26 protein-coding genes are annotated in these 24,496 nt (G+C 47.3%); 16 read left to right on the top strand and 10 right to left on the bottom strand.

Going from position 1 to position 24,496, the window contains the following annotated elements:
* Nucleotides 1–26: 26 nt before the first annotated feature.
* Nucleotides 27–911, bottom strand: a complete 885-nt coding sequence (locus I1H34_RS19140; RefSeq protein ID WP_212662567.1) for a hypothetical protein — start codon at nt 909–911, stop codon at nt 27–29.
* Nucleotides 912–994: 83 nt separating this feature from the next.
* Nucleotides 995–1,591, bottom strand: coding sequence for a hypothetical protein (locus I1H34_RS19135; protein WP_212662566.1), 597 nt, complete (start codon nt 1,589–1,591; stop codon nt 995–997).
* A 491-nt stretch (nt 1,592–2,082) separates the two neighbouring features.
* Here I1H34_RS19135 and I1H34_RS19130 point away from each other — a divergent pair, with 491 nt between their 5' ends.
* From I1H34_RS19130 to I1H34_RS19120, 3 genes are all read left to right on the top strand, one after another.
* Nucleotides 2,083–2,718 carry a fasciclin domain-containing protein gene (locus I1H34_RS19130; RefSeq protein ID WP_396124522.1) on the top strand — a complete coding sequence of 212 codons (636 nt, stop codon included), beginning with the start codon at nt 2,083–2,085 and terminating at the stop codon, nt 2,716–2,718.
* 256 nt (nt 2,719–2,974) lie between these two features.
* Nucleotides 2,975–3,844 (top strand): S1 RNA-binding domain-containing protein, encoded by an 870-nt coding sequence (locus tag I1H34_RS19125; RefSeq protein ID WP_212662564.1) that lies wholly within the window; start codon nt 2,975–2,977, stop codon nt 3,842–3,844.
* Between the two features lie 78 nt (nt 3,845–3,922).
* Complete coding sequence (locus I1H34_RS19120) at nt 3,923–5,713, top strand: RDD family protein (protein WP_212662563.1); 1,791 nt, start codon at nt 3,923–3,925, stop codon at nt 5,711–5,713.
* A gap of 30 nt (nt 5,714–5,743) precedes the next feature.
* On the opposite strand, the gene I1H34_RS19115 is transcribed toward I1H34_RS19120, so the two are convergent.
* The 4 genes from I1H34_RS19115 to I1H34_RS19100 all read right to left on the bottom strand — a co-directional run bounded on the left by I1H34_RS19115 (nt 5,744) and on the right by I1H34_RS19100 (nt 9,129).
* On the bottom strand, nt 5,744–5,932 hold the full coding sequence (locus I1H34_RS19115) for an NAD(P)H dehydrogenase subunit NdhS (protein ID WP_212666344.1): 189 nt from the start codon (nt 5,930–5,932) through the stop codon (nt 5,744–5,746).
* An 88-nt stretch (nt 5,933–6,020) separates the two neighbouring features.
* A complete protein-coding gene (rodA, locus tag I1H34_RS19110) occupies nt 6,021–7,298 on the bottom strand; it encodes a rod shape-determining protein RodA (RefSeq protein WP_212662562.1) in 1,278 nt (425 codons plus the stop codon).
* A gap of 48 nt (nt 7,299–7,346) precedes the next feature.
* Nucleotides 7,347–8,420, bottom strand: a complete 1,074-nt coding sequence (locus I1H34_RS19105) for an Mrp/NBP35 family ATP-binding protein (protein ID WP_212662561.1) — start codon at nt 8,418–8,420, stop codon at nt 7,347–7,349.
* 181 nt (nt 8,421–8,601) lie between these two features.
* On the bottom strand, nt 8,602–9,129 hold the full coding sequence (locus I1H34_RS19100; protein WP_212662560.1) for an SRPBCC family protein: 528 nt from the start codon (nt 9,127–9,129) through the stop codon (nt 8,602–8,604).
* Between the two features lie 1,124 nt (nt 9,130–10,253).
* Between I1H34_RS19100 and bchL the strand changes: the two genes are divergently transcribed.
* Nucleotides 10,254–11,120 carry a ferredoxin:protochlorophyllide reductase (ATP-dependent) iron-sulfur ATP-binding protein gene (gene bchL, locus I1H34_RS19095; protein ID WP_212662559.1) on the top strand — a complete coding sequence of 289 codons (867 nt, stop codon included), beginning with the start codon at nt 10,254–10,256 and terminating at the stop codon, nt 11,118–11,120.
* Between the two features lie 95 nt (nt 11,121–11,215).
* Nucleotides 11,216–12,628 carry a ferredoxin:protochlorophyllide reductase (ATP-dependent) subunit N gene (locus I1H34_RS19090; RefSeq protein ID WP_212662558.1) on the top strand — a complete coding sequence of 471 codons (1,413 nt, stop codon included), beginning with the start codon at nt 11,216–11,218 and terminating at the stop codon, nt 12,626–12,628.
* A 218-nt stretch (nt 12,629–12,846) separates the two neighbouring features.
* Here I1H34_RS19090 and I1H34_RS19085 read toward each other — a convergent pair whose 3' ends face one another.
* The gene (locus tag I1H34_RS19085; protein WP_212662557.1) at nt 12,847–13,038 is read right to left on the bottom strand and encodes a cold-shock protein; all 192 of its coding nucleotides are present in this window, start codon (nt 13,036–13,038) and stop codon (nt 12,847–12,849) included.
* Between the two features lie 197 nt (nt 13,039–13,235).
* Here I1H34_RS19085 and I1H34_RS19080 point away from each other — a divergent pair, with 197 nt between their 5' ends.
* On the top strand, nt 13,236–14,708 hold the full coding sequence (locus I1H34_RS19080; protein ID WP_212662556.1) for an alpha/beta hydrolase: 1,473 nt from the start codon (nt 13,236–13,238) through the stop codon (nt 14,706–14,708).
* Between the two features lie 114 nt (nt 14,709–14,822).
* Here the strand turns inward: I1H34_RS19080 and I1H34_RS19075 are convergent, their stop codons facing one another.
* Together I1H34_RS19075 and tsaD are read right to left on the bottom strand one after the other, a co-directional pair.
* On the bottom strand, nt 14,823–15,596 hold the full coding sequence (locus tag I1H34_RS19075; protein ID WP_212662555.1) for a ZIP family metal transporter: 774 nt from the start codon (nt 15,594–15,596) through the stop codon (nt 14,823–14,825).
* A 35-nt stretch (nt 15,597–15,631) separates the two neighbouring features.
* Entirely contained in the window at nt 15,632–16,675 is a 1,044-nt protein-coding gene (gene tsaD, locus I1H34_RS19070) for a tRNA (adenosine(37)-N6)-threonylcarbamoyltransferase complex transferase subunit TsaD (RefSeq protein ID WP_212662554.1), read from the bottom strand.
* 171 nt (nt 16,676–16,846) lie between these two features.
* Between tsaD and I1H34_RS19065 the strand changes: the two genes are divergently transcribed.
* The 3 genes from I1H34_RS19065 (at nt 16,847) to I1H34_RS19055 (ending at nt 19,192) form a co-directional block, all read left to right on the top strand.
* A complete protein-coding gene (locus I1H34_RS19065; RefSeq protein WP_212662553.1) occupies nt 16,847–17,350 on the top strand; it encodes a Photosystem I reaction center subunit III in 504 nt (167 codons plus the stop codon).
* 47 nt (nt 17,351–17,397) lie between these two features.
* Nucleotides 17,398–17,511: a Photosystem I reaction center subunit IX gene (locus I1H34_RS19060; protein ID WP_212662552.1), complete on the top strand. Its 114-nt coding sequence runs from the start codon at nt 17,398–17,400 to the stop codon at nt 17,509–17,511.
* 148 nt (nt 17,512–17,659) lie between these two features.
* Nucleotides 17,660–19,192: an NAD(P)H-hydrate dehydratase gene (locus I1H34_RS19055; protein WP_249369394.1), complete on the top strand. Its 1,533-nt coding sequence runs from the start codon at nt 17,660–17,662 to the stop codon at nt 19,190–19,192.
* 101 nt (nt 19,193–19,293) lie between these two features.
* On the opposite strand, the gene I1H34_RS19050 is transcribed toward I1H34_RS19055, so the two are convergent.
* Nucleotides 19,294–19,755: a photosystem I reaction center subunit XI gene (locus tag I1H34_RS19050; RefSeq protein ID WP_212662550.1), complete on the bottom strand. Its 462-nt coding sequence runs from the start codon at nt 19,753–19,755 to the stop codon at nt 19,294–19,296.
* Nucleotides 19,756–20,048: 293 nt separating this feature from the next.
* On the opposite strand from I1H34_RS19050, the gene ygfZ reads away from it, so the two are divergent.
* From ygfZ to I1H34_RS19015, 7 genes are all read left to right on the top strand, one after another.
* On the top strand, nt 20,049–21,113 hold the full coding sequence (ygfZ, locus tag I1H34_RS19045; RefSeq protein ID WP_212662549.1) for a CAF17-like 4Fe-4S cluster assembly/insertion protein YgfZ: 1,065 nt from the start codon (nt 20,049–20,051) through the stop codon (nt 21,111–21,113).
* Nucleotides 21,114–21,181: 68 nt separating this feature from the next.
* Nucleotides 21,182–21,475 carry a phosphoribosylformylglycinamidine synthase subunit PurS gene (gene purS / locus I1H34_RS19040; protein ID WP_212662548.1) on the top strand — a complete coding sequence of 98 codons (294 nt, stop codon included), beginning with the start codon at nt 21,182–21,184 and terminating at the stop codon, nt 21,473–21,475.
* Nucleotides 21,472–22,179 (top strand): phosphoribosylformylglycinamidine synthase subunit PurQ, encoded by a 708-nt coding sequence (purQ, locus tag I1H34_RS19035; RefSeq protein ID WP_212662547.1) that lies wholly within the window; start codon nt 21,472–21,474, stop codon nt 22,177–22,179. Before purS ends, purQ begins: the two co-directional genes overlap by 4 nt.
* A gap of 196 nt (nt 22,180–22,375) precedes the next feature.
* Complete coding sequence (locus tag I1H34_RS19030; protein ID WP_212662546.1) at nt 22,376–22,609, top strand: DUF3285 domain-containing protein; 234 nt, start codon at nt 22,376–22,378, stop codon at nt 22,607–22,609.
* Between the two features lie 18 nt (nt 22,610–22,627).
* A complete protein-coding gene (gene ybeY, locus I1H34_RS19025; protein WP_212662545.1) occupies nt 22,628–23,161 on the top strand; it encodes an rRNA maturation RNase YbeY in 534 nt (177 codons plus the stop codon).
* A gap of 171 nt (nt 23,162–23,332) precedes the next feature.
* On the top strand, nt 23,333–23,782 hold the full coding sequence (locus tag I1H34_RS19020; protein ID WP_212662544.1) for a diacylglycerol kinase family protein: 450 nt from the start codon (nt 23,333–23,335) through the stop codon (nt 23,780–23,782).
* A 112-nt stretch (nt 23,783–23,894) separates the two neighbouring features.
* Nucleotides 23,895–24,494 carry an anthranilate synthase component II gene (locus I1H34_RS19015; RefSeq protein WP_212662543.1) on the top strand — a complete coding sequence of 200 codons (600 nt, stop codon included), beginning with the start codon at nt 23,895–23,897 and terminating at the stop codon, nt 24,492–24,494.
* Nucleotides 24,495–24,496: the final 2 nt, after the last annotated feature.

Here is a 24,496-nt window from a genome sequence, read left to right as displayed (position 1 = left end):
GAGATTGACCTCGCAGTTTTTGGAGCCTATAACTCAGCGTAAGATCGTTCAATCAACCTTCGGGCTAAGGTTTGCACCCCTGTATGCTCGTAGTATTTGGCGGAAATATCTAGAAAAGCCCCTAGATAATCAAGCTTGCTTTGGGATCCCTCAATAAATCGGGATAGTCCATCCACAACCCCACCCTGGGTAATTCCCTTATCGGCTACAAACTTGTCCATCCAGCCTTTGCTGGACTCGAAACTCTCGGTCATAAAGGCCAGCTTGCCCTTAGAGTTATCCCCTGGAATGGCATCTTTAACCCCCTTAAAGGTGCGGTTGTTGTCTAAGTCTGATGGCCCCATGCCCTTAATGCTGGACAACACCTTGGTCGAAAATTCCGCTCCTAAAGGAATGACGCCATCAAAGGAAACCAAAGCCGCCATTCGCATGATCGATTCGCCACTATAGTCTCCCAAGGATTTGAGAAAATCCCCCAGACTATCCCCCGGAATACCATTGATATGGCAGAACGCCACAATCTCAGTCACTAATTTGACACTCAGATCAATGGTCTGGGCTTTTTCTGGCTTAGGAGTAATATTTTTCAAAAACCCTAAAAATGTATCCTGCCCCAGTCGATTGGCGAGGGCAGCGGTTCCCAACATGCCTGATGCCGAGTCTACAGACTGGTACAACCATAGGGCTCGCTGATAGCCCTCTCCCTTGTCATTAAACAAAGTGATTGCCCGCTCACCAATGGCCTGAACCATCGCCGGATCCGTCTCTCCGGTGACGGCTTTGATGGTTTGATCAAAGCCCACTAAGTTCTCCCATTGCCCTGGCACAAACTTATCTAGGGACTTGAGGGCCATCACCGTGATTCCCCCTTTGGGCAGCTTATCCACTAATTCATAAATTTTCTTACTCATGACTGGCTCCTCAATATCTGCCAACACTATTTTGGATAAGGACTTGGTCTACTTATGTAGTCAAGATGACTCTGGACGCCAACTTAAGCGGCTGGCTGCAGCACTGGGTTAAGTGCGGGGGGCGCATTTAGCTTAGGAGCCTGCTTAGTATCAGAACTCTTATTGGCCGTCACTTCTAGTTCAGCTAATCCTTGCAGATCAAACTTCTGCAACCAGTCCACCCGATCTGCTTGGGAAAATGATGTATCTTTCGACAGGACTTTGACCTGGTAGCGACCATTAACTAGCAAGCCGGTCGTGGTTGTGCCCTGATTAACACTGGGATAACCCGCAATCTTGTCTGTCGCTGAGCTGTATTTGGTCACCGCTGCAGGCAAGCTGATGGTGTCATTAATACTGAGGGTGGCCAACGTGGCCCCATCTTTATTTAATTTGTAAGCAGCAAACCCCTTCTTTTCTTGGGATGGAACAACATCAAAGTCTCCTTCACTCTTGGGAAAAAATTGATTGAATGTGCCACCTTTTTGAGCCTCTTTACTAACAGCTGCAGGCTTTCCAAAACCGGTCGTGTCTTTTTGGACTTGGTCATATTTATCAGGGGCAGATGAACAAGCAGTTACTAGAAATATCAAGCCGACAAGCATAGGAGCAAGTCGTCTCAACCACCGAGTGGGGAGCATTAGAGACCTCCATAAATAAGTAGTGTCGTTAGGATATCTGTTGCATTGTCCAGGAGAAGACCGACAACTTGCTAGGTTGTCTTACGAAAATTAATACCGTGAACAGCCACGAATCCTAGCTTTGAGCGGCTCTTAAGAGTCTTTTTTCTTGATTTCTAGCTCTAAAGCTATAAAAATAGGGATTTTAGCTTCTATCCCTTCAAGTAAAGGATGTAGGTTTGATTATTGTTTTGCAGAAATAAAATTATCTCTTATTTCTTTCCTTCGAATCTCATTTTTGGGGAACAAATTTCCCTAAAAATGCAACAATACTTGTTCAAGCTAATTTTGTTTTAATATTTAGACAAATTAGTTTATAAAGTTTTGTAGAGGATCGATCTGATCCCTTACTTTCCAGCTTGGTCTTTTGATGATCATTGCTGTTCTCGTTCAGTAGCGTTTTGTGTGTCCTAATGAAAACCAAGTGTCTATCAATCGTTAGCCTATTTCTATTGGCTACTACTAGCATTGCTTCCGCTCAAACCAGTGGCTCTGAAGCTCCTGCTGAATTAAGCCCAGCAATCATGAAAGTCCTCTGTAAGCACTTTCCCCTTAACTCTCGGTGTACGGGTGAGGCTGCTCCTGCTGCCGTTGAGGAGACTGCCCCTGCTGAAGCAATGGATTCTGAAGCACCTAGTGCAGAAATGGAAGACTCCTCTGATGCCAGCGCGGCAGAAGGCACCATTGTTGAAGTTGCCAGTGCGAATGACTCCTTCAAAACGTTAGTCGCAGCCATCAAAGCGGCAGAATTAGCAGAAACTCTATCGGGCGAAGGGCCATTTACGGTTTTTGCACCGACTGAAGAAGCTTTTGCAGCTTTGCCTCCTGGAACAGTGGATACTCTACTGAAGCCAGAGAACAAAGAAACGCTGATTAAAATCTTGACTTATCACGTTGTACCGGCGAAGGCAGTCTCAACGGATTTAGAATCTGGAGATGTGACAACAGTTGCGGGTGATCCTGTGAAAGTAACGGTTGAATCCGGTGCAGTCACGGTTAACAACGCCAATGTTGTTCAGGCTGATGTGATGGGTAGCAATGGGGTTATCCACGTGATTGACAAGGTTTTGCTTCCTCCTGATCTCTAAGGTGAGTCCTAGGCTCAATCTCTAAATCTCGAATCAAGTCATTGATGATAAAAAGGCTGGGATCTTCACCCAGCCTTTTTGGTTGAAATTTTCCGGATTGCAAGGTCGAACTGGCGAATATCTGGATCACAATATTTCCCACATTTCCGAGGGTTAAAGTTTGAGTTCCAAAAACTCATAATAATTTTGTATTTGTATCTTTGTAGCTTGCTATAAGATTGTAGCCATAGATGTTTTAGACTGCCCGGAAAATACCTTGTCATTCTCAGCCGACGATTTTGCCAAAGCACTGTCCCAGCACGATTATTCTTTTGAAGTGGGACAAACAGTGCAGGGAAAAACTGTTAATTACGACAGTGATGGTGCCTATATAGATATCGGGGGTAAAGCCACTGCTTTTCTCCCTAGCCAAGAGGCCTCTCTTCGTAAACAATTCTCTCTGGAAGAAATAGTTCCCTTAGAGGAAGAGCGTGAGTTTTTGATCATCAAAGGCCAAGATGCCAATGGTCAAGTAACGTTGTCGATTCGTCGTTTGGAACTGAAGCATCTCTGGACAAAATTATTAGAGTTGCAATCTCAAGATCAAAGTATTCAGGTCACGATTACAGGGGTCAACAAAGGTGGTGTAACTGCTGATGTTGAAGGACTACGGGGATTTATCCCTCGGTCTCACCTGTTAGACCGAGATAATTTAGAGGGACAAATTGGTAGTCAATTGACGGTCACCTTTCTAGAAGTGGATTCCGAACGGAAAAAGCTGGTGTTGTCGAATCGGATGGCCGAACAATCCAGCCGTATTGGCGAATTGGAAATTGGGCAATTGGTTAGTGGTACGGTATCTGACCTCAAGCCGTTTGGTGCCTTTATTAAACTCCAAGGGCTGACCGGTTTACTGCACATCAAAGAAGTGAGTCAGAACTTTGTCCCTAATCTCAGTTCAGTTCTTAAGATTGGGGAACCGATCAAAGCCATTGTTTTGGATCTTGACCCAGGACGGGGGCGAGTGTCTCTATCTACGAAAGTGTTGGAAAATCGCCCAGGAGAAATAGTAGATAGCTTGGAAGAAGTGATGGCAGAGGCCGAAATTAGGGCTAATCGCTATCTTGAAAAAATGCGCCAGCAATAAATTTTCTGTCTGTTCTCCTTGGTCTGGCTGAAACTAGGGCATCCTAGCTAATGTCTTCAGTTGATGCCCCTTTAATCTATGGCTGAGAATATACCGAATGATGCTGGCGGAGCTGCCTATGGACAGGGCTTTACCAGCAGTCATCGCATCCACTCTGTGCTGACGGCTGGGAATGTCGTGACGGTCGCCATTCAGCTTTTTCGAGAAAAAAGCGATGATTACATCACAACCAGTTTACAGTCCTATCTCTGGCTTTTTTTGACAGGTTTGGGAGCCTCCTTCTGTGCAGGTATAGGGTCTGTTATTGGCCAAACGATTGGGTTGTCTAATTGGACAGAACTTGGGATTTTGTCACTACTGTTTACTCTGCCGCTGTTGGCTTTTGGCCGGGGTCGTAAGACGGCTATCGGTGGCGTCCTCTCCCAGCTTGTTTTCAATAAACTGGTCAGCCGTAGTGAAACGAAGGAAGACATTCAAAAAAGGCTCTTCCCCCGGATATGGACATTCTTTCGAGGAGAAGTGCTGTTCTGGTTGGCCTTGGCAGGAATATATTTTGTCTTGGCTTTTATTCTCGGGCTGATCCTGAGAGTCTTTTTTTCGTCTATCCGCGACCCGGATTTTTTTGATTTCTTCACCCTGTCGGAGCAAGATTTTTCTTCGGTTCTACTGACTCTGATTACGGTTATTGTTCTATTCTTATTACTCTATATTGGGCTCTTCTTATTTTTTAGTTATTTTATCGCTCGGTTGTGGCTATTTGATGTTGTCATTGCCTTCGAAAATGTCTCTGCCCGAGAGGCAATCCGACGGAGCTGGCAACTGACCCAAAGGCAGGGGTGGCAATCTCTATCCGTCGTCATAATCTGTGGATTGCTATTAATCCCTCCTTTCTCGATGAGTATGTTCTTGTCTATTTTTAGTGTCTTCGCAATTTTATTTATTATGATTGCGGCTTTTCCGGTTTATCAAGCAATCAAAGCAGTCATTTATTACGATTTACGCAGTCGTAATGAGGGATTAACGTTTGATCTGGATATTACTGCGACGAATCCTCAGAACCATTTGCGGCGCGTTATGTTGCAAACCCCAGAAAGTATTGAGCTAGATTTAGCATTAGGAGGCATTGGTAGTCGAACCTTGGCCTGGGCTATTGATCAGCTATTGCTATGGGTGGGCATTTGCCTGTTTTGGTACTTTGGCTCGATTTTGTATCTCTCTATCCTGCTCCCCGTTCTGACTAATGCCAGTGCTGCATTTGATCAGGGTGAACTAAACCAATGGATCGAAGCCATTGCTACCTTTTTGACGTTTGTTTTATCCAATTGCTATTTCATCGCCTTTGAAACCTTATGGCAGGGACAAACGCCGGGCAAACGCATCGCCAAAATTCGAGTTGTGCGGGATACGGGGCAGCCGGTTGGTATCAAAGAAAGTAGTATTCGCAGTTTGTTGAATAGTATTGATGTTTTCTTTTTCTTTGTAGGTGTCATTCTGATTACGGTGACCCAATCAGAAAAACGCCTAGGAGATTTAGTGGCGGGTACTTTAGTGGTTCAGGATCAGCAACAGGGTGCTAATGAGACTCAACAACTCTTTGATTTCTCGCCCATTTCATCCCAGCTGGCTACAGAGTTGGTTACAAATCCTCAGCTCAAAACGATAACGCCTGATCAATTTCTGACGCTGCGAGATTTTCTAGGATATCGATCGCAACTGGTATCCCGGATGCGATCGCAAGTCACTACCAAACTTGCCGATCAAATTCGGACCCTTCTGGGGCAAAACAACCAGCCCCTCGCTTTAGGCCTCGATGATTTGGAATTAGTCGAAGCCACCTACTTGGCTTGTCAACAAGCCAACCAGTCCTAGGCGATTCCGCTGCGATCAACTTTAGAAGCCTTACTTTTTACCCTTGCCTCGTTTGACGATCTCTAACTCGGGTAGGCGAAACGTGACAATCTTGGTCCAGTTTCCCCCATCAAAAATAACGGCTGCCTGACCATCTGCAACCCGTTGGACCTGGCCTTCAAATCCAAAATAGGTATCACCCGTATTCACAACGCGAACTGCTGAACCGGGCAAAATCATGGCGCTCATTCGTTTTAGACCTTAACTGCATCACACTAGCTTTTTTATCATAATGGACTAATTCCCCTTCAAGTCGCAGAAGAGCCCGTTAAAACCTGCGTTTTTTCCGGTGATTGGCCACCGATTCTACTAAACCTATGGCAATAAAGTTTGTCAGTAGGGCTGAACGACCATAACTCAGCCAAGGCAAAGGAATCCCCGTCACAGGGGCCAGACCGATGGTCATACTAATGTTCACAAAGACTTGAAAAATAACCATCGACAGCACACCGATGGCGATTAAAGAACCAAAATCGTCTTCAGCATTCAAAGCCACAAAAATCAGGCGGATACATAACAGCCAAATGGCGGCTATCAGAGCTAAACTGCCGACAAAGCCAAATTGCTCCCCCACCGCCGAAAAAATGAAGTCGGTATGTTGCTCGGGGATAAAACTTAACCCCGTCTGCGTTCCTTGATCTAGCCCTCGCCCCCAAAGCTGTCCTGAGCCAATGGCAATCCGAGACTGAATTAGGTGATAGCCTCCCCCCAAGGGATCTTGTTCAGGATCTAGAAACAGAATGATCCGAGCTTTTTGATATTCCTGAAGAAACCCCCACGCGACTCGGCCCAACACGCCAGAGCCTAAATTAATCAACAAGGCGCCCATTCCCCCGATCATCCGGAAGGGAATACTGAGCCAACCGATAAACGCAATCGAAACCAACCAAATAGCCCAAATTATCCATAGCCAATGGGAGGTTGGGGGAATATTGAATAAAATTCCAGAGATTAGCGGTGAAAATAGGAGAACAATCCAACCCAAATTGGCATTGGCCCAATACATCATGCCTAGGGTAATGGCTGCAAACACCAAAGATGTTCCTAGGTCGGGCTGAACCAGTACTAACGCCCAAGGAATAAAAGTAATAGCCAGAATCTGGAGGACTGAAGATAGCTTAGTGGCGGGACGATGGTGGAGTAGGGCAGCTAAAGAGATAATGACTCCGATTTTGGCAAATTCAGACGGTTGAACATTAAAACCGGCCACGGAGATCCATCTTTGAGCCCCCAATTCGCTGGTTCCTATAGCGATAACGGCGACCAACGATAAATTTGTCACCGCATAAATGAGCCAGTGTAAACTCAATAGAATTTGATAGGGCCAAGTGGCAATCGTCATGGCAATAGCCACCCCAATGGCCCCAATCGTCCAATGCTGGAGCCAGTCTGTCCAACCTTGGGTTGCTTGGGTACTCCGAATCAAAATGCCGCCAAAAACCGTTAACCCAATCGCTAACAGCAGTAACCAACGGTCGATATTATCCCAAGGCTGAATCCAGGTTCGCCATGGAAACCATTTGCGCAGAGTTTTATTGATCAGCATGGAAGAATCGAAGCTTAAAGGCTGGATAAAAAAGAGTGGTCTAACAACTTAAGTCAAAGCCGCAACCGAAACCTTCGCCGCAACATCCGTTGCAATCTTCTTGAAAGCTAGGGCAGAGGCAGATGAGCCACTGAGGACAATCGGCTTTCCTTGATCTCCACCTTCGCGCACCGGAATCTCTAGGGGAACACAGCCAATTAAAGGAACACCTAATTCCTGCGCTATCTTTTCACCGCCCCCAGAGCCAAAAATATCGTATTGGGTTTCAGGCCGATCGGGAGGGATAAAGTAACTCATATTTTCTACGACTCCCAATATGGGCACACCCAACTGTTGAAACATTTTTAGTCCCTTGCGGGCATCGAGAAGGGCAACATTTTGGGGGGTACTGACAATCACCACCCCTGCCATTGGCACTGCTTGGGCTAGGGTGAGTTGAGCATCCCCTGTGCCGGGGGGTAAATCGATAATCAGATAGTCTAAGTTTCCCCAATCCACCTGATAGAGAAATTGGCGAATAATGCCGTTCAACATGGGACCCCGCCAAATGACGGGCTGGTCTTTGTCGATCAAAAAACCCATGGAAACGAGCTTGATACCCTGTGCGATCGCAGGCTCCATCACATCACCATGAGCCTCTTTGCGGACCTCAACCACAGCATCTTCTAAGCCCAACATAGTAGGCACATTGGGACCATAAATATCGGCATCAATCATGCCAACACTCGCGCCTGACTGGGCCAAGGCCGCGGCAATATTCACGGCAACGGTGCTTTTGCCCACCCCACCTTTACCGCTAGAAACCGCAATAATATTTTTGACCCCAGGCACCCCTGTGCGATCAGGAACACTCTTTTGCTGGGGCGTTTCTGCCGTGACTTCAACTTCTACAGACTCAATGCCCGGTAATGTCTGCACGGCTTTCTTACAGTCGTCAACAATCATCTCGCGCAGTGGGCAAGCAGGAGTGGTCAGGACCAAGGTAAAGGTTGCGATGCCATTCTCAACTTTCACATTGCGGATCATATTCAGATCCACCAGGCTCTTTTGGAGTTCAGGATCTTGAACAGGTTGCAAGACCTCCAAAATTTTTGCGGCTGAAGGGGCTATCGTGTCGGGCATAGTGTTCTTTATCAGAGTGTCTTATCGGTTCTTACTGTATCAACTTTGGAGGAATACCTTCATCCTCAAGAGATGACTGCACCGTCAGTGGCCAGCCGCTAGCAACAGCGTTGCTTCCTCCTTCACCATCAGATTGAATCTGAGCTATGTCAGAAATTTAAGCTTAGAAATGGCTAGGACCCTAAAAGTCAAAGCAAGTATTCTTCCGAGCGGGTAGATAGCCAGAAACAGACTGCAACGTCTCATTCTCTGCTGCTTCTGCTAACCTTTGGGCCACTTTCTCTGCATGTCTCTGCATCATTGACCATACTAAGGGGGATAACCAGCCTCGCATCATCACTGAATAAGAGACACAGGTGCCACAAATGCTGGACTCTACCCGATACACCACTCGTTCCTCAACCCCTGGTAACGCAATAATGCGGAAACTAACGAGTTCCCCTGGATTGACCCGCTCAACAAAAATTCGAAACGGTAAGGGCACCATGCGACTCACCGCCTGATAGATCAAACCGGGCTTTGGCACTAAACCATAAGGAACATTGGTGCTGGTAATTAGAGGATGCCAAGATACATCTGCTAAATCAACCACTTTTCGCCAAATCGAGTCCACGGATGCCGAGCTAATGGCTTCGTAGCTTTTTACCAAGGACCAGCTGGGTTGGCGTCGCTTCCAGACGTTGAACTTAAGCAACCAGTGAGGAGTCAAAACAGCTCTCCTAGGGTGTTGATGAACATGGGATTGGGGGAGTTTTTATCAAAGCTCAATGACCTGAGTTGACCTGAAGACGACGACTCATTCGTCCTAGACTCATCCTATCGGGATCCGAGTTGAGATGCTAGTTCAGTCAATCTATCGAGTAAATCATTAGGAATTAGCTTACTCCCATCCCTATAGAGACAGGTGCGAATTTAACTATTTTCCAAAGAAAATGAGTCTTTGGTTGTTCCCAAGCCCAGCTGTTCGACTCGCTTTTGGCTCAATGATATTCCTAGACAATTTTCATTGAATGCTGCTAACGGCCGAAGTCGTGGCAGACAACTTCTCAAATGTTAGCCAAAAGGGGAAAATTTATTAATCGTAACAATCCTAGTTTTCTCTAGATCAGGATGAATTGAACTCCTGGCTGTTGATGGATTGGCAATAAATTGCTTGCCGCCCTAAGTCCTGCAATGTCTGAGTAATACTCTGAAGGCTCAATATTGAGTATTTTTTCTCAGGCCTTCCAAATCTGGTAGTGATTAATATGACTCAGCTTTAACACCGATCAGGATGGTGTTTACATGGCCCAGGTATCAATACCTAAGACAAACCTCAGTTCCTGCTCCAGCTTGAATAGTCAAGATGAAATGGTTATCTGGATATCCCGGATTGGAATGCTAAATCTAAACCCTTAGCTTGATTGGTCTATGTCTATTGCATTGAGCTGAGCATTTAGCGCTCACTAAGAGTCGTGGACCTTAGCCCATATATATTGGGCCATCGGAGGTGCCATAGGGTTGAAATTTGGTTCGGTTCTGTAAACAAGATGGCGGTTTGAGTATTATTTGTCTGTTGTTCTTATTTTTATAAAAAATATAAGCATATATAAATTTATTAGCTAAATAACTTCTGATGCCCTTCATAAGGTCTTTTATGCTTCTATAAATCTCAATAAAATCTAAAAATAATCTTTTAATTGATTTTTTGAGACTTTAGCACCTTCCCAATTGTCTGGATATGCTCAATAATTCATACAGAGCTTCAGTTAATAAATTTGGCGTTTGCTACTGACTGGATAGAAAACATTCGGTGCTCGCTGCTTCAATCACAACCATAGGAGAATACCCACTGTGAAACTTGCAGTTTACGGAAAAGGCGGAATCGGTAAATCTACAACCAGTTGCAACATTTCGGTTGCCTTAGCCAAGCGAGGCAAGAAGGTTCTACAAATTGGCTGTGACCCTAAGCATGACAGCACCTTCACTTTGACTGGTTTCTTGATTCCGACAATCATTGACACACTGCAAGAGAAGGATTACCACTACGAAGATGTCTGGCCTGAGGATGTTATTTACAAAGGCTATGGTGGTGTCGACTGTGTAGAAGCAGGGGGTCCTCCAGCGGGCGCGGGCTGCGGCGGCTATGTCGTTGGAGAGACCGTCAAACTCCTAAAAGAACTCAATGCTTTTGATGAATATGATGTCATTCTGTTTGACGTCTTAGGTGACGTGGTTTGCGGCGGATTTGCTGCTCCCCTTAACTATGCGGACTACTGCATGATCGTCACTGACAATGGTTTTGATGCTTTATTTGCAGCTAACCGGATTGCAGCTTCTGTTCGTGAGAAGGCTCGCACTCATCCCCTTCGTCTTGCAGGACTGATCGGCAACCGCACCTCTAAGCGTGACCTAATCGACAAATATATCGATCATGTCCCCATGCCTGTGCTAGAAATCTTGCCTTTGATTGAGGACATTCGTGTATCTCGTGTTAAAGGTAAAACAATGTTTGAGATGGCAGAAAGCGATCCATCTCTCGCACCTGTTTGTGATTACTATCTCAATATTGCCGACCAAATCTTGGCTGGGCCTGAAGGCGTTGTTCCTGAAGATGCCCCCGATCGCGAACTCTTTGCGCTGCTATCTGACTTCTATCTCAATCCTGCTGAACCTAATAAGAAGACTGAGGAAGAAGAGCTGGATCTGATGATGGTTTAATCTCCATCTAACTAATCACTGTGGGCTGTGATGGCTTGCAGTGATCTTGTTTCTCCCCTAAATAGCTGCCGAACTGAGAAAAGGATTTAATAACTATGACGCGTGCTGACACTCAACCACAAGCTCTCGATTTTGAGTGCGAAACTGGGAATTACCATACTTTTTGTCCCATTAGCTGCGTAGCCTGGCTCTATCAAAAAATTGAAGATAGCTTCTTCCTTGTGATTGGCACCAAAACCTGCGGCTATTTCTTGCAAAATGCCATGGGTGTGATGATTTTTGCTGAGCCTCGCTATGCTATGGCAGAGCTAGAAGAAGGGGATATTTCCGCCCAGCTCAATGACTATGAAGAACTGAAGCGGTTGTGCGTGCAGATTAAACGCGATCGTAATCCCAGCGTCATTGTTTGGATTGGCACCTGCACCACTGAGATCATCAAAATGGACCTCGAAGGTCTAGCACCTCGCCTGGAATCCGAAATTGATATTCCCATCGTGGTGGCTCGGGCTAATGGTCTGGACTATGCCTTTACCCAAGGGGAGGACACCGTCCTCGCTGCAATGGCCCATCGCTGTCCCAAGGGTAATGCAGTGGTCGAGGAATCAGAAAAACAAGAGCGTGGCAACGCTATTACCTCGCTGCTCAATTTCGGCAAGAAAAAAGAAGACGTTGTCGCCGAAGAATCGGAATACCATGACCATGCTCCGCTGGTTATGTTTGGCTCTCTTCCTGATCCAGTGGTGACCCAGCTGACTCTAGAGTTGAAGAAGCAAGGAATTAAAGTCAATGGCTGGCTACCCGCTAAGCGATTTACAGAATTGCCCGTCATTGATGAAGGTTACTATGTGGCAGGTGTCAATCCTTTCCTCAGTCGTACTGCGACAACCTTAATGCGACGACGTAAGTGTAAGCTCGTTGGTGCACCATTCCCCATTGGTCCTGATGGGACCCGTGCTTGGATCGAAAAAATATGCTCAGTGCTGGACGTTGAGCCTAAAGGTTTGGCGGAGCGCGAAGCTAAAATTTGGGCAAACCTAGAAGACTATCTTGAGATTATCCGTGGGAAATCTGTCTTTTTTATGGGAGATAACTTACTGGAAGTTTCCCTGGCCCGCTTTTTAATTCGCTGTGGCATGACCTGCCCCGAAATTGGCATCCCCTACATGGATAAGCGCTATCAAGCTGCAGAGCTGAAGTTCTTAGAAAAGACCTGTATTGACATGGGTGTGCCCATGCCCAAGATTGTCGAGAAGCCTGACAACTACAATCAGGTCCAGCGCATCTATGAACAGGATATTGATTTGGTGATTACCGGAATGGCCCATGCCAATCCACTGGAAGCTCGGGGCATTAATACCAAGTGGTCTGTTGAGTTTACCTTTGCTCAAATTCATGGGTTTACGAATGCCCGCGACATCCTAGAGCTAGTTACCCGTCCATTGCGTCGGAACAACTCTCTCAAGGATTTAGGTTGGGATAAGCTCGTTAAGGAAGAAGCTAAAGTTTAGAATCCTTCCCTTTACTGCCATAGCAAAAGCCCTCTGCAGAATTGCAGAGGGCTTTTGCTATGGCGACGAATACTTGACTGAGCTGAGATAAACAAGAAAAGAGCCAGATGCGTAAGTTTTTATCTAGCCATCGTAGATAAAAGGCGATCTGACAGATTAAACGTATATCTGCAAAGGGAGAAGACTAGGCAGCCTTCTCCTTGCTATTGGCTTAAAGTCTATACTGACTTGACGTTCACAGCGCAAGGACCTTTCCGGCCTTCGCCTACTTCAAATTCAACCGTTTGGCCCTCTGCTAGAGATTCTTCACTTAGTGCTGAGTGGTGTACAAATAGATCCCCACCACTTTCTTGTTCGATAAAACCATATCCTTTTTGGGCGTCGAACCACTTCACTTTACCTTTTGCCATTATTTCCTCTTTAGTTACCCGATGTTGTATTTATCCCTTCTCAAGAAGTACGAATCTTCTTCAATATTGGCTATGGGGTTCGACACTGAGTCATTCCATAGGATCAGAGACTCAGCACATTATAGGAGAAAAAACTCGTACACAGTGGTATAGACGGAATAAATGTCTATGTTTATCAGTTCTTTCTTGATTTTTTTATGAATCGTCAGCGTTTTTTGATGTTGGTTGCAGCAATTATACTCATTGCAATCTCTTGGTTCGGAGTTTTTAAAGCCCGCTCAGGACTGGTGGTTCGTTCCTTGACGGCGAATGATATCCCCATGATTTTCATCGCGCCTAAAAATAGTGATCCGGTACCTGGCGTTTTAATTGCCCATGGCTTTGCCGGGTCTAAGCAACTGATGCTGGGGTATGGTTACACCTTTGCCCAAGCAGGCTATAGCAGTCTTTTGTGGGATTTTAGTGGACATGGTGCTAATCCTGCCCCGTTGAATATGGAGACCCTACAGCCGGATTTAGAGGTTGCCTATCAGGCCCTACTCGAACAGCCAGAAGTGGATCCAGAACGACTGGCAATTCTGGGACATTCCATGGGGAGTAGTGCGGTGATGACGGCCAGTATCGAACAACGAGATCGCTTCGACGCTACCATTGCCGTCTCACCCACCCGTGCAGGGGTGACTGCTGAGAAACCCGCCAACTTACAGCTCCAAGTGGGGAGTGGAGAAGGTCAATTTGTCGAGAGTGCTCGCAAACTGCTGCAAACTGCCGGAGGAAACAATCAAAACCTAGTTGAGGGTAAGGGAAGAAAGCTGATTGTTGTGCCTAAGGTTGAACACATCACCATCTTGTTTAGTGATATTAGCCACCAAAGTGCTCTGCAGTGGTTAAACCAAACCTTTAGCCAATTGAAGACCAGCAGCTATATGGACCGACGGATAGGCTGGTACGGCTTACACCTAATCGGCGGTTTGATGGCCCTTGCCGCCATTGTCCCTAGTGTTGCGGCTCCAGCAACTCCAATCACATCCCTCAAGCCTTGGCAAAACTGGGGAGGATTACTAGCTATGCCCCTAGCCGCTACTGCTGGCGTACGCCTTATCAGCCAGGGAGTAGAGTTGGAAAATTTGGGTGGACTAAAAGTAGGGGGAGCTTTAGGCATCTGGTTTTTGTTGGGTGGTCTGTTTTGGCTAGGGGTGCAAGGTCTATGGCCTGCTAGAACACGCTGGCAAGGTCAATTTTTCCCATCTAAAACCGTAGGGATAGGATTGCTGGTGTTTATCCTCTTATGGTTGGCCTTTGGAGCAATGGCTCAAGTCGTCTGGGTGCAATGGTGGTTAATCCCTGCCCGCTTGCAGCTATGGCCGATATTGTCTCTGGCCTGTTTACCTTGGTTCTTGGCCTCAGGTATTGCCCAACAAGAGATTGGGATAGGCAAGCGTATTTTATGGTGGCTAGGCCAGACCATTGTGTTGATTGCAGGATTAGTGTGGACGATTAGCCTGGTTCCCCAATTGGGATTTGTTTTTTTGCTGTTACCTGTCTTCCCCATCTTTTTTGGCATCCTCTCTTTTGTGGCTGCTTACGTGAAGGATGCTTGGAGTTATGGAATTGGCAGTGCATTGTTTTTTGGCTGGTCCTTGGCGGCTGCATTTCCGCTGGTTGCATAAGGTCCGCTGACTTTTGCTTAAATTCCTAGAGTTGTTTTGTGTAACGGGGCTGAGCGGAGCCGAAGCCCTCGACTGGTTCAAGATGATGTTGTTTTAAGGCTGTTTCTTCGCCTTTTACCCTAGGGCAACATCTAAATACATCATGACTACAAAACCTAGCATGATGCCGAGAGTCCCTTCCTGTTGAATGCCTTTGCGGCTGGTTTCAGGGATAATCTCATCGCTAATCACAAACAACATGGCTCCTGCAGCAAAGGCCATTGCCCAGGGTAAAAGGGGTTGGGCCAGACTGATAATACTGGCGCCAACGACACCGCCTATGGGCTCCACTAGGCCTGTGAGAAATGCTACTCCTAGGGCGTAGAGAGATGAGTAGTTAAGCGACTGCAGAGCGACGGCCACCACGAGTCCTTCTGGCATATTTTGCAAGCCTATGCCAATGGCAAGGGCGATGCCGCTGGATAAGGAGCCTCCACTAAACCCCACTCCTACTGCCATCCCTTCTGGGAAATTGTGCAGGGTGATGGCGACCACAAATAGCCAGATGCGAGTCATGTTAGAGGTTGACGGGCCTTCCTGACCTTTGAAGAAGTGCTCGTGGGGGAAATTATTGTGGGCCAGCCACAGGAACCCACCTCCCAGCAAAATGCCCAACACCATGATTAAAGCTGCCTGGGTTTCGGTATTGCCTTGGCCCACTGCTAAGTCTGTGCCCGGCACGATGAGGGAAAAGGCGGTGGCTGCCAACATGACGCCACCGCCAAAGCCGAGAAAAATACCTTGTAGGCGATCTGTCAGAGTTTTAACGAATAATACAGGCAATGCACCGATACCTGTTGCCAGTCCAGCTACTAAGCTAGCGACTGACCCCACCACGATCAGATTCATTCAGCGTCAAGCTCCAAAGGTTATGGCATTCGGGATTACCCTTGGTACAATTCCATCACTTTAGAGATGGGCATTCGGGATAATGCAGCCAAGGTAAGAGGTGAGGTATGGCCTCGATCTAAATGTTCCGCACCTGCACAAGCGATCATAGCGGCATTGTCTGTACAAAGAGATAGGGGCGGAAACAGGACTTGCAAACTTTTGTCTTCGGCAGCTGCTAATAAATGTTGTCGTAGGGCACTATTGGCGGCCACACCACCGCCCACTGTAATGGTCGATAAACCATGGTCCAAGGCACATTTGATGGTTCGTCGAGTCAGCCCTTGAGCAACGGTCTGTTGAAAGCTGGCTGCAATATTTGCAACGGGCACGTCTTCCCCTTCCTGCTGCAAGGATTCTACTAAGCGCAGAACGGCTGTTTTTAAGCCGCTAAAGCTGGAGTCATAGGGATGAAAGCCCCCTTCTGGTAGAGAAATTTTTCCTTCAGGTAGGGCAAAAGCTTTAGGATTGCCTGACTTGGCAATGTGATCAATGGCGGGTCCACCGGGATATCCCAGACCCAGTAGGCGAGCCACTTTATCAAAGGCTTCTCCAGCTGCGTCATCTCGGGTTTGGCCTAGGGTATGGTACTGGCCACAGTCTTCCACCTTAATCAAGCTGGTATGGCCACCAGATACTAGTAGGCAAAGAAAAGGAGGGACTAAATCAGGATTCTGAAGATAGGACGCATGAATGTGCCCTTCTAAATGGTGAATCCCAATGAGGGGTTTATGGTGCAGTAGGACCAAGGTTTTGGCTGCGGTTAATCCAACTAGCAGAGCTCCCACCAGCCCAGGGGCACAAGTGACAGCGATACCATCAATGTCTAGCCAATCTATATTGGCTTGGGACAAGGCTTTGCTAACGACATCATTGATGGATTCCACATGGTGGCGGGAGGCGACCTCTGGTACTACACCGCCATAGGGCCGATGAATTTCGATTTGGGACGCAACAATATTACTTAAAATGTGACGTTTTTTTACAACTGCAGCGGCAGTTTCATCACAACTCGTTTCAATTGCTAAAACTGTTGCCATAAACTGGTAACTTTTTGATGGTGTATGCGTGTATTTAGGGGCTTCAATGCTTTACCAAGACCCTACTCAAAGAGTATGATGGCTTCTTAAGTCTATGCGTCTACGCTGGCAAAAAGTTAATGCTTTTTGTTACGTAAAAATTCTTGTTTCGTTATAAGGGAAACAATTTCTATGCGTCGATTGTTTGCTGTCCTTGTCGTTTTGACACTCTGGCTTGGTGTTGTCCCTCCAGCCTCTGCGGATATTGGTGGACTCGTTCCCTGTAGTGAGTCCCCCCAATTCCAAGAGCGGGCCGCTAAAGCTCGTAATACTACTGGTGATCCTGAATCTGGCCGGAAGCGTTTTGAAATGTATAGCAGCGCTTTGTGCGGTGCTGATGATGGTCTGCCCCGAATTATTGCAGGCGGACCTTGGAGCCGTGCCGGTGATTTTCTGATCCCTGGTCTGCTTTTCATCTACATCGCTGGTGGTATCGGTAATGCTAGCCGCAATTACCAAATTGCTAACCGCAAGAAGAATCCTAAGAACCCAGCAATGGGCGAAATCATTATTGATGTGCCTTTGGCTCTTTCTTCTACCATTGCCGCGTTAGCTTGGCCTCTCAAAGCTCTTGGGGAAGTCACTTCTGGTAAGTTGACTGTTCCAGATTCTGATGTTACGGTCTCACCGCGCTAAATGCATGGGTTTATGACCCACCCCAAATTGATTCGGAGAAAGGTTTTATGAAGTTTTTTAGTACGGCTCCTGTGATTGCTTTTGTCTTTTTTACCCTTACAGCAGGGTTCTTGGTTGAGCTTAATCGCTTTTTCCCAGATATCTTGTTTTTCCCTTACTAAGGTGAAGCAATTAGGTTGGAATTTATGTTAGGCGTGAGTCTAACTAGCTCAAATGTGAGTTGCTCAACCTCTCTCGTTCGCATAATTGGATTTGATGCAGTGTTTCATATCCTGACGGGAGATGCAGGCTAAAAATTTAGAACAACACATGAGCGAGCGTCATCGTCAGATTCAAGAAGCTGTGGTGACTGCTCAGCAGATGCGAGAAATTGAATCACGCATCTTTAAGGCGGGAATGCCTGTTCCCGCTCTTATGGAGAAAGTGGGGGGTCTGATTGCACGACGCATTCAGGCCCTTTATCCATATGGAGACGTACAAAGACTTGGGATTTTAGTCGGTCCTGGGCATAATGGTGGCGATGCCTTAGTGGTAGCCCGTGAGCTGTATTTTCAGGGGTATCAAGTTCAGGTCTGTCGTCCCCTGCCTCGGGCAAAAGATCTAACTGAACAGCATGCACAGTATGTTGCCTCCCTGGGGGTGGAGATTGGCCAGGGAGTAGAAGCTTTACAACAGTGTGATGTGATTGTAGATGGATTGTTTGGGTTTGGCCTGGAACGAGTCATTGAAGGTGCGATCGCAGATCTAATACACCAACTCAATGCCTGGCCGCAACCGATTGTCAGCATTGATTTACCCTCGGGGCTGCACACCGATACCGGAGCCATTCTAGGGACGGCAATTCAAGCGACCCACACCCTCTGTCTGGGGTTGTGGAAGCTAGGGCTCTTGCAAGATCAAAGCTTGCCCTACAGTGGCCAGCTGCATCTGATTGATTTTGATATTCCTGTGGCGGATATTAAGGCCGTCTTGGGCTCTCAGCCAGAGGTGTACAGAATTACCTCGGTGGCTGCCCGAGCCGGACTGCCCACCCAGCGCCATCCCAATACCCATAAATATCGGCAAGGGCATTGCTTGTTGATTGGCGGTTCACAAAAATATGCTGGCAGCATTCTCCTTGCTGCTCTGGGAGCACGAGCAACAGGGGTAGGAATGATGACCATTGCTGTGCCCGCCTCTTTGAAACTCCTGGTATTGCAATCTGTTCCAGAGGCTTTGGTGATGGGTTGTCCTGAGACGAAACGGGGTGCGATCGCAAGTCTGTCTCCAGAACTATCCTTAGACTCATTTGATGCCATTGCCTATGGCCCTGGCGTGACAACAGAAACAGATGCTGTCTTGAGGGAGGTGTTGACCTGTGCCTGCCCTCTCGTCATCGATGCTGATGGGCTTAACCTTTTAGTGCAGCATCGCCCGGAGAGCCTTCAATCTAGGTCAGCTCCCACTATCTTGACGCCCCATCCAGGGGAATTTAAGCGCTTGTTTCCGCATGAGCAATCCCAGGATGTGCTGTCGATGGTGAGGCACGTTGCCCAGTCTAGTAACACTTACATTGCTTATAAAGGGGCAAGGGTGATGCTAGCTCCTCCCCAAGGTTCGATATGGATTAACCCTGACAGCACTCCCGCTTTAGCGCGTGGAGGCAGTGGAGATGTGCTCACGGGCATTTTGGCAGGACTGTTGAGCCAGCAACGAGATCAGCAGTCACTCTGTCAGAGCTTGTGTAGCGGTATTTGGTGGCATGCTCAGGCGGGATTATTTGCTGCTCACCAGCGCACAGAATTAGGGGTTGATCCCCTAACTCTATGTCAATCTTTGATTCCTACTATTACCAGTTCATAAGAGAACCCCTCTTTGCTTCTGCAGAGAGGGGTTCAGCTAGCTACTCAAATCTCTAATCTTGGGGATCAGGGATTGACAGCGATCGTTGAGTGAATAGATTCTTATCCAGCAAATATGGCAATCGCATAGGAAAGAACGCCAGCGATAACCGCACCGCCGCAGCCGCCGATGAGGAAGCCACTACCAATTGCACTCCAACCTTCTTTAGTGCCAAAGTCGCTGCCAGGGTCTGCCGTGGTTACGGATGGGCGGGGCTTGGGTACAGAGAGACTGGAATAGAGCTGCATTGCCACGGTTAAGACGATAATGACGCAGCTTGCGGATAGTACACCCGATACAAGCGCCATTGTGGTGCCTCGAACAGGGCCTGAAGTGGCAAAGGGACCGTAGAGGTAATAGCCATGGGCCATCCCAATTTCTAAACCCCGAGCATTGGCAGACATGCCTTTGCGGTAAGCCGGTAGGTTATTGATCCAGGCTTTTACAATCCCAGAACTATTCACAGGTGTAGCGAGATCCCCAACAAAGGGGTCGCCACCATGTTTGACCATTTCCATTGTCATTGATATAAATCTCCTCTCAAATCTTAGGGTCCCCTGTAAATGGCTGGAAGCTAGGGGTAATAGAATAAATGAAAAGATAATGCTGGCAATCATCATCTCATAGAACAGAATTGTTTCGGCTAATCGCCACGAATAAAGGTTTGCCAGTAGAGAGTTGCGTTAAATTTCTTAGTAAAAAGAAATCTTTTTTTGTATTTTTCAATAACCTGTAAACAACGCTAATGATTTAGCCCTCCTTTTTCACTGAAATAATAAAATCAAGCTTGCCCAAGGAATAACGGATAAACGCCACGATGTCTGAGACCTTACAGGACTGTCAACGCCGAAATGGAGCAGTATGGGCTGAGGATAAGAGCTCCATCCTCAGTTTTGATAATGATGAATTCGCTTTAAAGGCGATTCAAGATGGGGTAGCCCTCTGTGATCGCACCCATTGGGGTCGTCTGCAGTTCACCGAGCAGGATCGGCTGGCTTTTCTCCATAACCAGACCACCAATGTCTTCAAAACTCTTAAACCCGGTGAAGGCTGTGAGAGCGTGTTTGTCACTTCTACGGCTCGCACGATTGATCTGGTTAACGCATATGTGACAGACGATTCTGTGTTGCTATTGGTCTCACCGACTCGCCGAGAACAATTAATGAGCTGGTGCGATCGTTATATCTTCTTTGGAGACAAGGTCAAGATTGAAGATATTACGGCCCAAACTATTACTTTTAGTCTCTTGGGGCCTGAAAGTTCATTACTCCTGCAAAAACTGGGTATTTCAGCACTACCTGAACCCACTCATCACCACATCACGACTCAAATCAAAGGTCATACTGTTCGTGTTGCCTCAGGCAGTGGTTTGACAACACCGGGTTATACCCTGTTTGCCGATGCTGAATGGGGAGCTGAGTTATGGCAATCCCTAACGGAACAAGGAGCTTGTCCCTGTGGTGATACGGTTTGGGAGCAGTTAAGAGTCATTGAAGGGCGACCCAAGCCGGATGCTGAGTTGACAGAAGACTTTAACCCTTTAGAAGCGGGGCTCTGGCAGACCATTTCCTTTGATAAAGGCTGCTACATCGGCCAAGAAACGATTGCTCGCCTCAACACTTATCAGGGAGTCAAACAGCGGCTCTGGGGAATTCAACTGAGTGAACCTGTCTCTGCGAATACGCCCATTACGGTCGGGAATAAAAAGGTGGGTGTGCTGACCAGTCTGGTGGAAACCTCTGATGGTCTTTTGGGGTTAGGTTATGTCAAAACAAAAGCGGGGGATGCAGGGGCTAATGTTTCAGTGGGATCTGGAACTGGAACGTTGCTGGAAGTTCCTTTTTTGACCTATCCTCAACCCACCTCTAATTCAACCCCTTAGACCGGGTATGAGTACTGTTTTTCCTAGTCTGTTGGTGCTCTGGATCAGGTACATTCAAAAGGAACGCTATGCATGTGGGAATCGTGACACAAACCTATCAGGCCAAAATCTATGTGACCTTGAGGCCATCGGTCTTAGACCCTGCGGGTACAGCGGTCCAAACGGGGTTTAAGCAATTGGGATATGACAATGTGGGTCCCACTCGGATTGGTAAATATGTTGAGCTAACGGTCACCGCAGATGATGAGGCCGCTGCTAGTCAGCAGATTGATCGCATGTGTGATCAGCTCCTTGCCAATCCAGTGATTGAGAATTACCGCTTTGATCTGCAAGTAGTCCCCACAGCAGGAGCAGCAAAATGAAGTTCGGTGTGCTGGTATTCCCGGGATCAAATTGCGATCGCGATGTCGTATTGGTGACCCGTGATCTGCTCAAACAACCTACTCGTATGGTCTGGCATCAGGAAACAGATATTAGCGATCTAGATGTGGTGATTATCCCTGGTGGATTTAGCTACGGGGACTACTTGCGCTGTGGAGCCATTTCTCGGTTTTCTCCCGCCATGCAGGCCACCATTGCCCATGCTGAGCAGGGCAAGCTGGTCTTGGGTATCTGTAATGGCTTTCAAGTGCTGACTGAATCGGGGTTACTACCAGGAGCCTTAGTGCGGAATCGAGATCTGCATTTTATTTGCGATCGCGTTCCTGTTTGCGTGGAGAGAACTGACCTACCCTGGACCCAAGCCTATCAGCCAGGCCAAGTGATTACCCTGCCCATCGCCCATGGCGAAGGCTGTTACTACGCTGATCCAGACACCCTCAATCAGCTCCAAGCCCATCAGCAAATTCTGTTTCGATATTGCACCCCCAGTGGCGAGGTGGGCGCAGAGGCCAATCCTAACGGCTCGGTGGAGAACATTGCGGGTATTTGTAACCGTCAGGGAAATGTTGTTGGGATGATGCCTCATCCAGAGCGCGCTTCCGATCCGACATTGGGCTATACCGATGGTCTCTTACTTTTTCAAGGGCTATTGAATAGCCTAACTTTGCAAGGTGTTACCGCCTGACTCAACGAAATGAAGCAGCCCTTATCCAACACTCTCCTGCCTGCATCGATCTTTGAACGACGATTTGTTTCTTAAATCTATTAGATCAAGGCCTGCTTGCTTCTATAGGGATGACTTACAGTTAGAGGTAAGGAGATAGGCCTTCGAATGGGGCTGCTGTATCTTTCTCCTGCGTTGTTATTTGCACCTCTAAATCATGAGTTCTGATCCTTCCGTAACTGACGAAACCAGCACTAACCCTGTCGAAGTGGCAAGTGCCGAGCCTACACCTGCAAATGACGCCGCTCCGACCCGCCCCCCCGGAGGGACTTACACCAAAATGGCGATGCGAAATATGGTGCGCCAGCCTAAACGGTCGCTCCTAGAATTTGGATTAACCACGGTGGGTTTATTAGCATTGCTGATTGGGCTATCCTATTTGACTCGTTAGCGAGTCGTCTTAGGCAATATGCAAGTCGACGTTCATATTCAATGGGATCTTGACGGAGTAGTTCAATCCTCTACTCCGTTAGCTGAGGATGTGCTTAGACAAGCCCATCAAATTACCGCTGTAGCCTGGCAGTCTTGGTTTCAGCAATGGTTTGAGTGCTTGCAGCCCTCTATCTCTCCGATCCAAACCTATGAGTTGAGCCTGCTGCTAACGGATGATGCGGCCATCCAAAATTTGAATGCAACCTATCGGCACTTAGATCACCCCACTGATGTACTGGCCTTTGCCACCCTTGACTTAACTGATCAACCTACGAATCTATGGTCGGAGATGCCCGTAGAACTGGGCGACATCATTATTTCTGTAGAGACCGCAGCGCGGCAAGCCCAGGAGCAACAACATACCCTACAGCTGGAGTTGGCTTGGTTAGCGACCCATGGATTGTTGCATCTACTGGGGTGGGATCATCCCACCTCTGAACGACTTCAGGAAATGTTGGCACAGCAGCAATCATTAATCAATGTCATAAATGTGTCGGCTGTAACTGGCTAGACCTAGAAGAGTTTGCTAGAACTGTGGGTAACCTAAGCCATAGCAGGTGAAAATTACTTCTCTGATTGAGGAATAGACAATTTAATAGTTGATTCAGGCCAATCGCTTTCAGATTGATTGCAGCAATGTCCTTTGCGGTCATAGTGTAGAATCGTTAAAAAGATTAAATTTATGTCAAATAAATCTATAATCTCTTCACAAAGTAGTACTGAGCCTGAACCTGCGCGGCTTAAGCGTGAGTTGTCATTCAAAGTCGCTCATAATCTATTCGTAAGTTTTAAATACGCCTGGGCCGGATTGAGTTATACCTTCCAAACCCAACGGAACTTTCGTATTCATACCGTTATCGGTAGTGTGGCCTTAAGTATGGGGCTGTCCCTCCAGCTTGAACCTGTAGAGTTGGCGGTTATTGCTTTGACCAGTGGTTTAGTGCTGGTGATGGAGCTACTGAATACAGCCTTGGAAGCAGTCGTAGATCTGACCGTAGAGCGGACTTACCACGAGTTGGCCAAGATAGCCAAAGACTGCGCAGCCGCAGCTGTTTTGGTATCAGCAATGGCAGCAGTCGTGATTGCCGCGTTCCTCATTATTCCGCCCTTTCTAGTTCTCTTGCAGGCTTAAAAAGAGCTTGGATAGCATGGCAGCGCTGTTTGCAGTTGGGTTTGTAGCTGCAAAGTAGGATAAACACGCTAAGTTGGAGAGATAACTTTCTCTTGGGACAGGAGCGAAAGCCTTGCTACTGGTTGTTGATAATTACGACAGCTTTACTTACAACCTGGTTCAGTATTTGGGAGAACTCGCCACTGAATTTGAAGTGGCCCAAGATATTCAGGTTTTTCGCAATGATCAGATTACCCTAGCCGAAATTGAGAAGCTCCAGCCGGATGCGATCGTCATTTCTCCGGGGCCAGGACGGCCTCAAGATGCCGGCATTTCGCTAGAGCTGATTGAGCAGTTGGGGGCAAATGTGCCTATCTTGGGGGTTTGTCTAGGCCACCAGAGTATTGGCCAGGTGTTTGGGGGCGATATTGTGTCCGCACCCGTGCTCATGCACGGTAAAACATCCCCCATCAGTCATAAATCCACGGGGGTTTTCTCAGGGTTAGACAATCCTTTTACCGCAACTCGGTATCATAGTCTGGTGATAAAGAAGGAAACCTGTCCACAGGTCCTGGAGATTACGGCTTGGACTGAGGACGGCACGATCATGGGGGTGCGTCATCGGAACTATCCTCACATTGAAGGCGTCCAGTTTCACCCAGAGAGTATTTTGACAACATCTGGGAAACAGCTGCTCAAAAATTTCTTGAGCCACCTTCCCACCGATGACTAATA

Origin of the sequence: Acaryochloris marina S15 (assembly GCF_018336915.1) — a bacterium.
In the GTDB taxonomy this organism is placed as follows: domain Bacteria; phylum Cyanobacteriota; class Cyanobacteriia; order Thermosynechococcales; family Thermosynechococcaceae; genus Acaryochloris; species Acaryochloris marina_A.
Note: the sequence above shows the minus strand (reverse complement) of the source record. Positions and strands in the feature narration are given on the sequence as shown.

Coding starts and splice junctions, on each gene's coding strand:
- I1H34_RS19140 (WP_212662567.1), bottom strand. CDS start 911: ATGAGTAAGAAAATTTATGAATTAGTGGATAAGCTGCCCAAAGGGGGA.
- I1H34_RS19135 (WP_212662566.1), bottom strand. CDS start 1,591: ATGCTCCCCACTCGGTGGTTGAGACGACTTGCTCCTATGCTTGTCGGC.
- I1H34_RS19120 (WP_212662563.1), top strand. CDS start 3,923: ATGGCTGAGAATATACCGAATGATGCTGGCGGAGCTGCCTATGGACAG.
- I1H34_RS19115 (WP_212666344.1), bottom strand. CDS start 5,932: ATGATTTTGCCCGGTTCAGCAGTTCGCGTTGTGAATACGGGTGATACC.
- rodA (WP_212662562.1), bottom strand. CDS start 7,298: ATGCTGATCAATAAAACTCTGCGCAAATGGTTTCCATGGCGAACCTGG.
- I1H34_RS19105 (WP_212662561.1), bottom strand. CDS start 8,420: ATGCCCGACACGATAGCCCCTTCAGCCGCAAAAATTTTGGAGGTCTTG.
- I1H34_RS19090 (WP_212662558.1), top strand. CDS start 11,216: ATGACGCGTGCTGACACTCAACCACAAGCTCTCGATTTTGAGTGCGAA.
- I1H34_RS19085 (WP_212662557.1), bottom strand. CDS start 13,038: ATGGCAAAAGGTAAAGTGAAGTGGTTCGACGCCCAAAAAGGATATGGT.
- I1H34_RS19080 (WP_212662556.1), top strand. CDS start 13,236: ATGAATCGTCAGCGTTTTTTGATGTTGGTTGCAGCAATTATACTCATT.
- I1H34_RS19075 (WP_212662555.1), bottom strand. CDS start 15,596: ATGAATCTGATCGTGGTGGGGTCAGTCGCTAGCTTAGTAGCTGGACTG.
- tsaD (WP_212662554.1), bottom strand. CDS start 16,675: ATGGCAACAGTTTTAGCAATTGAAACGAGTTGTGATGAAACTGCCGCT.
- I1H34_RS19065 (WP_212662553.1), top strand. CDS start 16,847: ATGCGTCGATTGTTTGCTGTCCTTGTCGTTTTGACACTCTGGCTTGGT.
- I1H34_RS19060 (WP_212662552.1), top strand. CDS start 17,398: ATGAAGTTTTTTAGTACGGCTCCTGTGATTGCTTTTGTCTTTTTTACC.
- I1H34_RS19055 (WP_249369394.1), top strand. CDS start 17,660: ATGAGCGAGCGTCATCGTCAGATTCAAGAAGCTGTGGTGACTGCTCAG.
- I1H34_RS19050 (WP_212662550.1), bottom strand. CDS start 19,755: ATGACAATGGAAATGGTCAAACATGGTGGCGACCCCTTTGTTGGGGAT.
- ygfZ (WP_212662549.1), top strand. CDS start 20,049: ATGTCTGAGACCTTACAGGACTGTCAACGCCGAAATGGAGCAGTATGG.
- purS (WP_212662548.1), top strand. CDS start 21,182: ATGCATGTGGGAATCGTGACACAAACCTATCAGGCCAAAATCTATGTG.
- purQ (WP_212662547.1), top strand. CDS start 21,472: ATGAAGTTCGGTGTGCTGGTATTCCCGGGATCAAATTGCGATCGCGAT.
- I1H34_RS19030 (WP_212662546.1), top strand. CDS start 22,376: ATGAGTTCTGATCCTTCCGTAACTGACGAAACCAGCACTAACCCTGTC.
- ybeY (WP_212662545.1), top strand. CDS start 22,628: ATGCAAGTCGACGTTCATATTCAATGGGATCTTGACGGAGTAGTTCAA.
- I1H34_RS19020 (WP_212662544.1), top strand. CDS start 23,333: ATGTCAAATAAATCTATAATCTCTTCACAAAGTAGTACTGAGCCTGAA.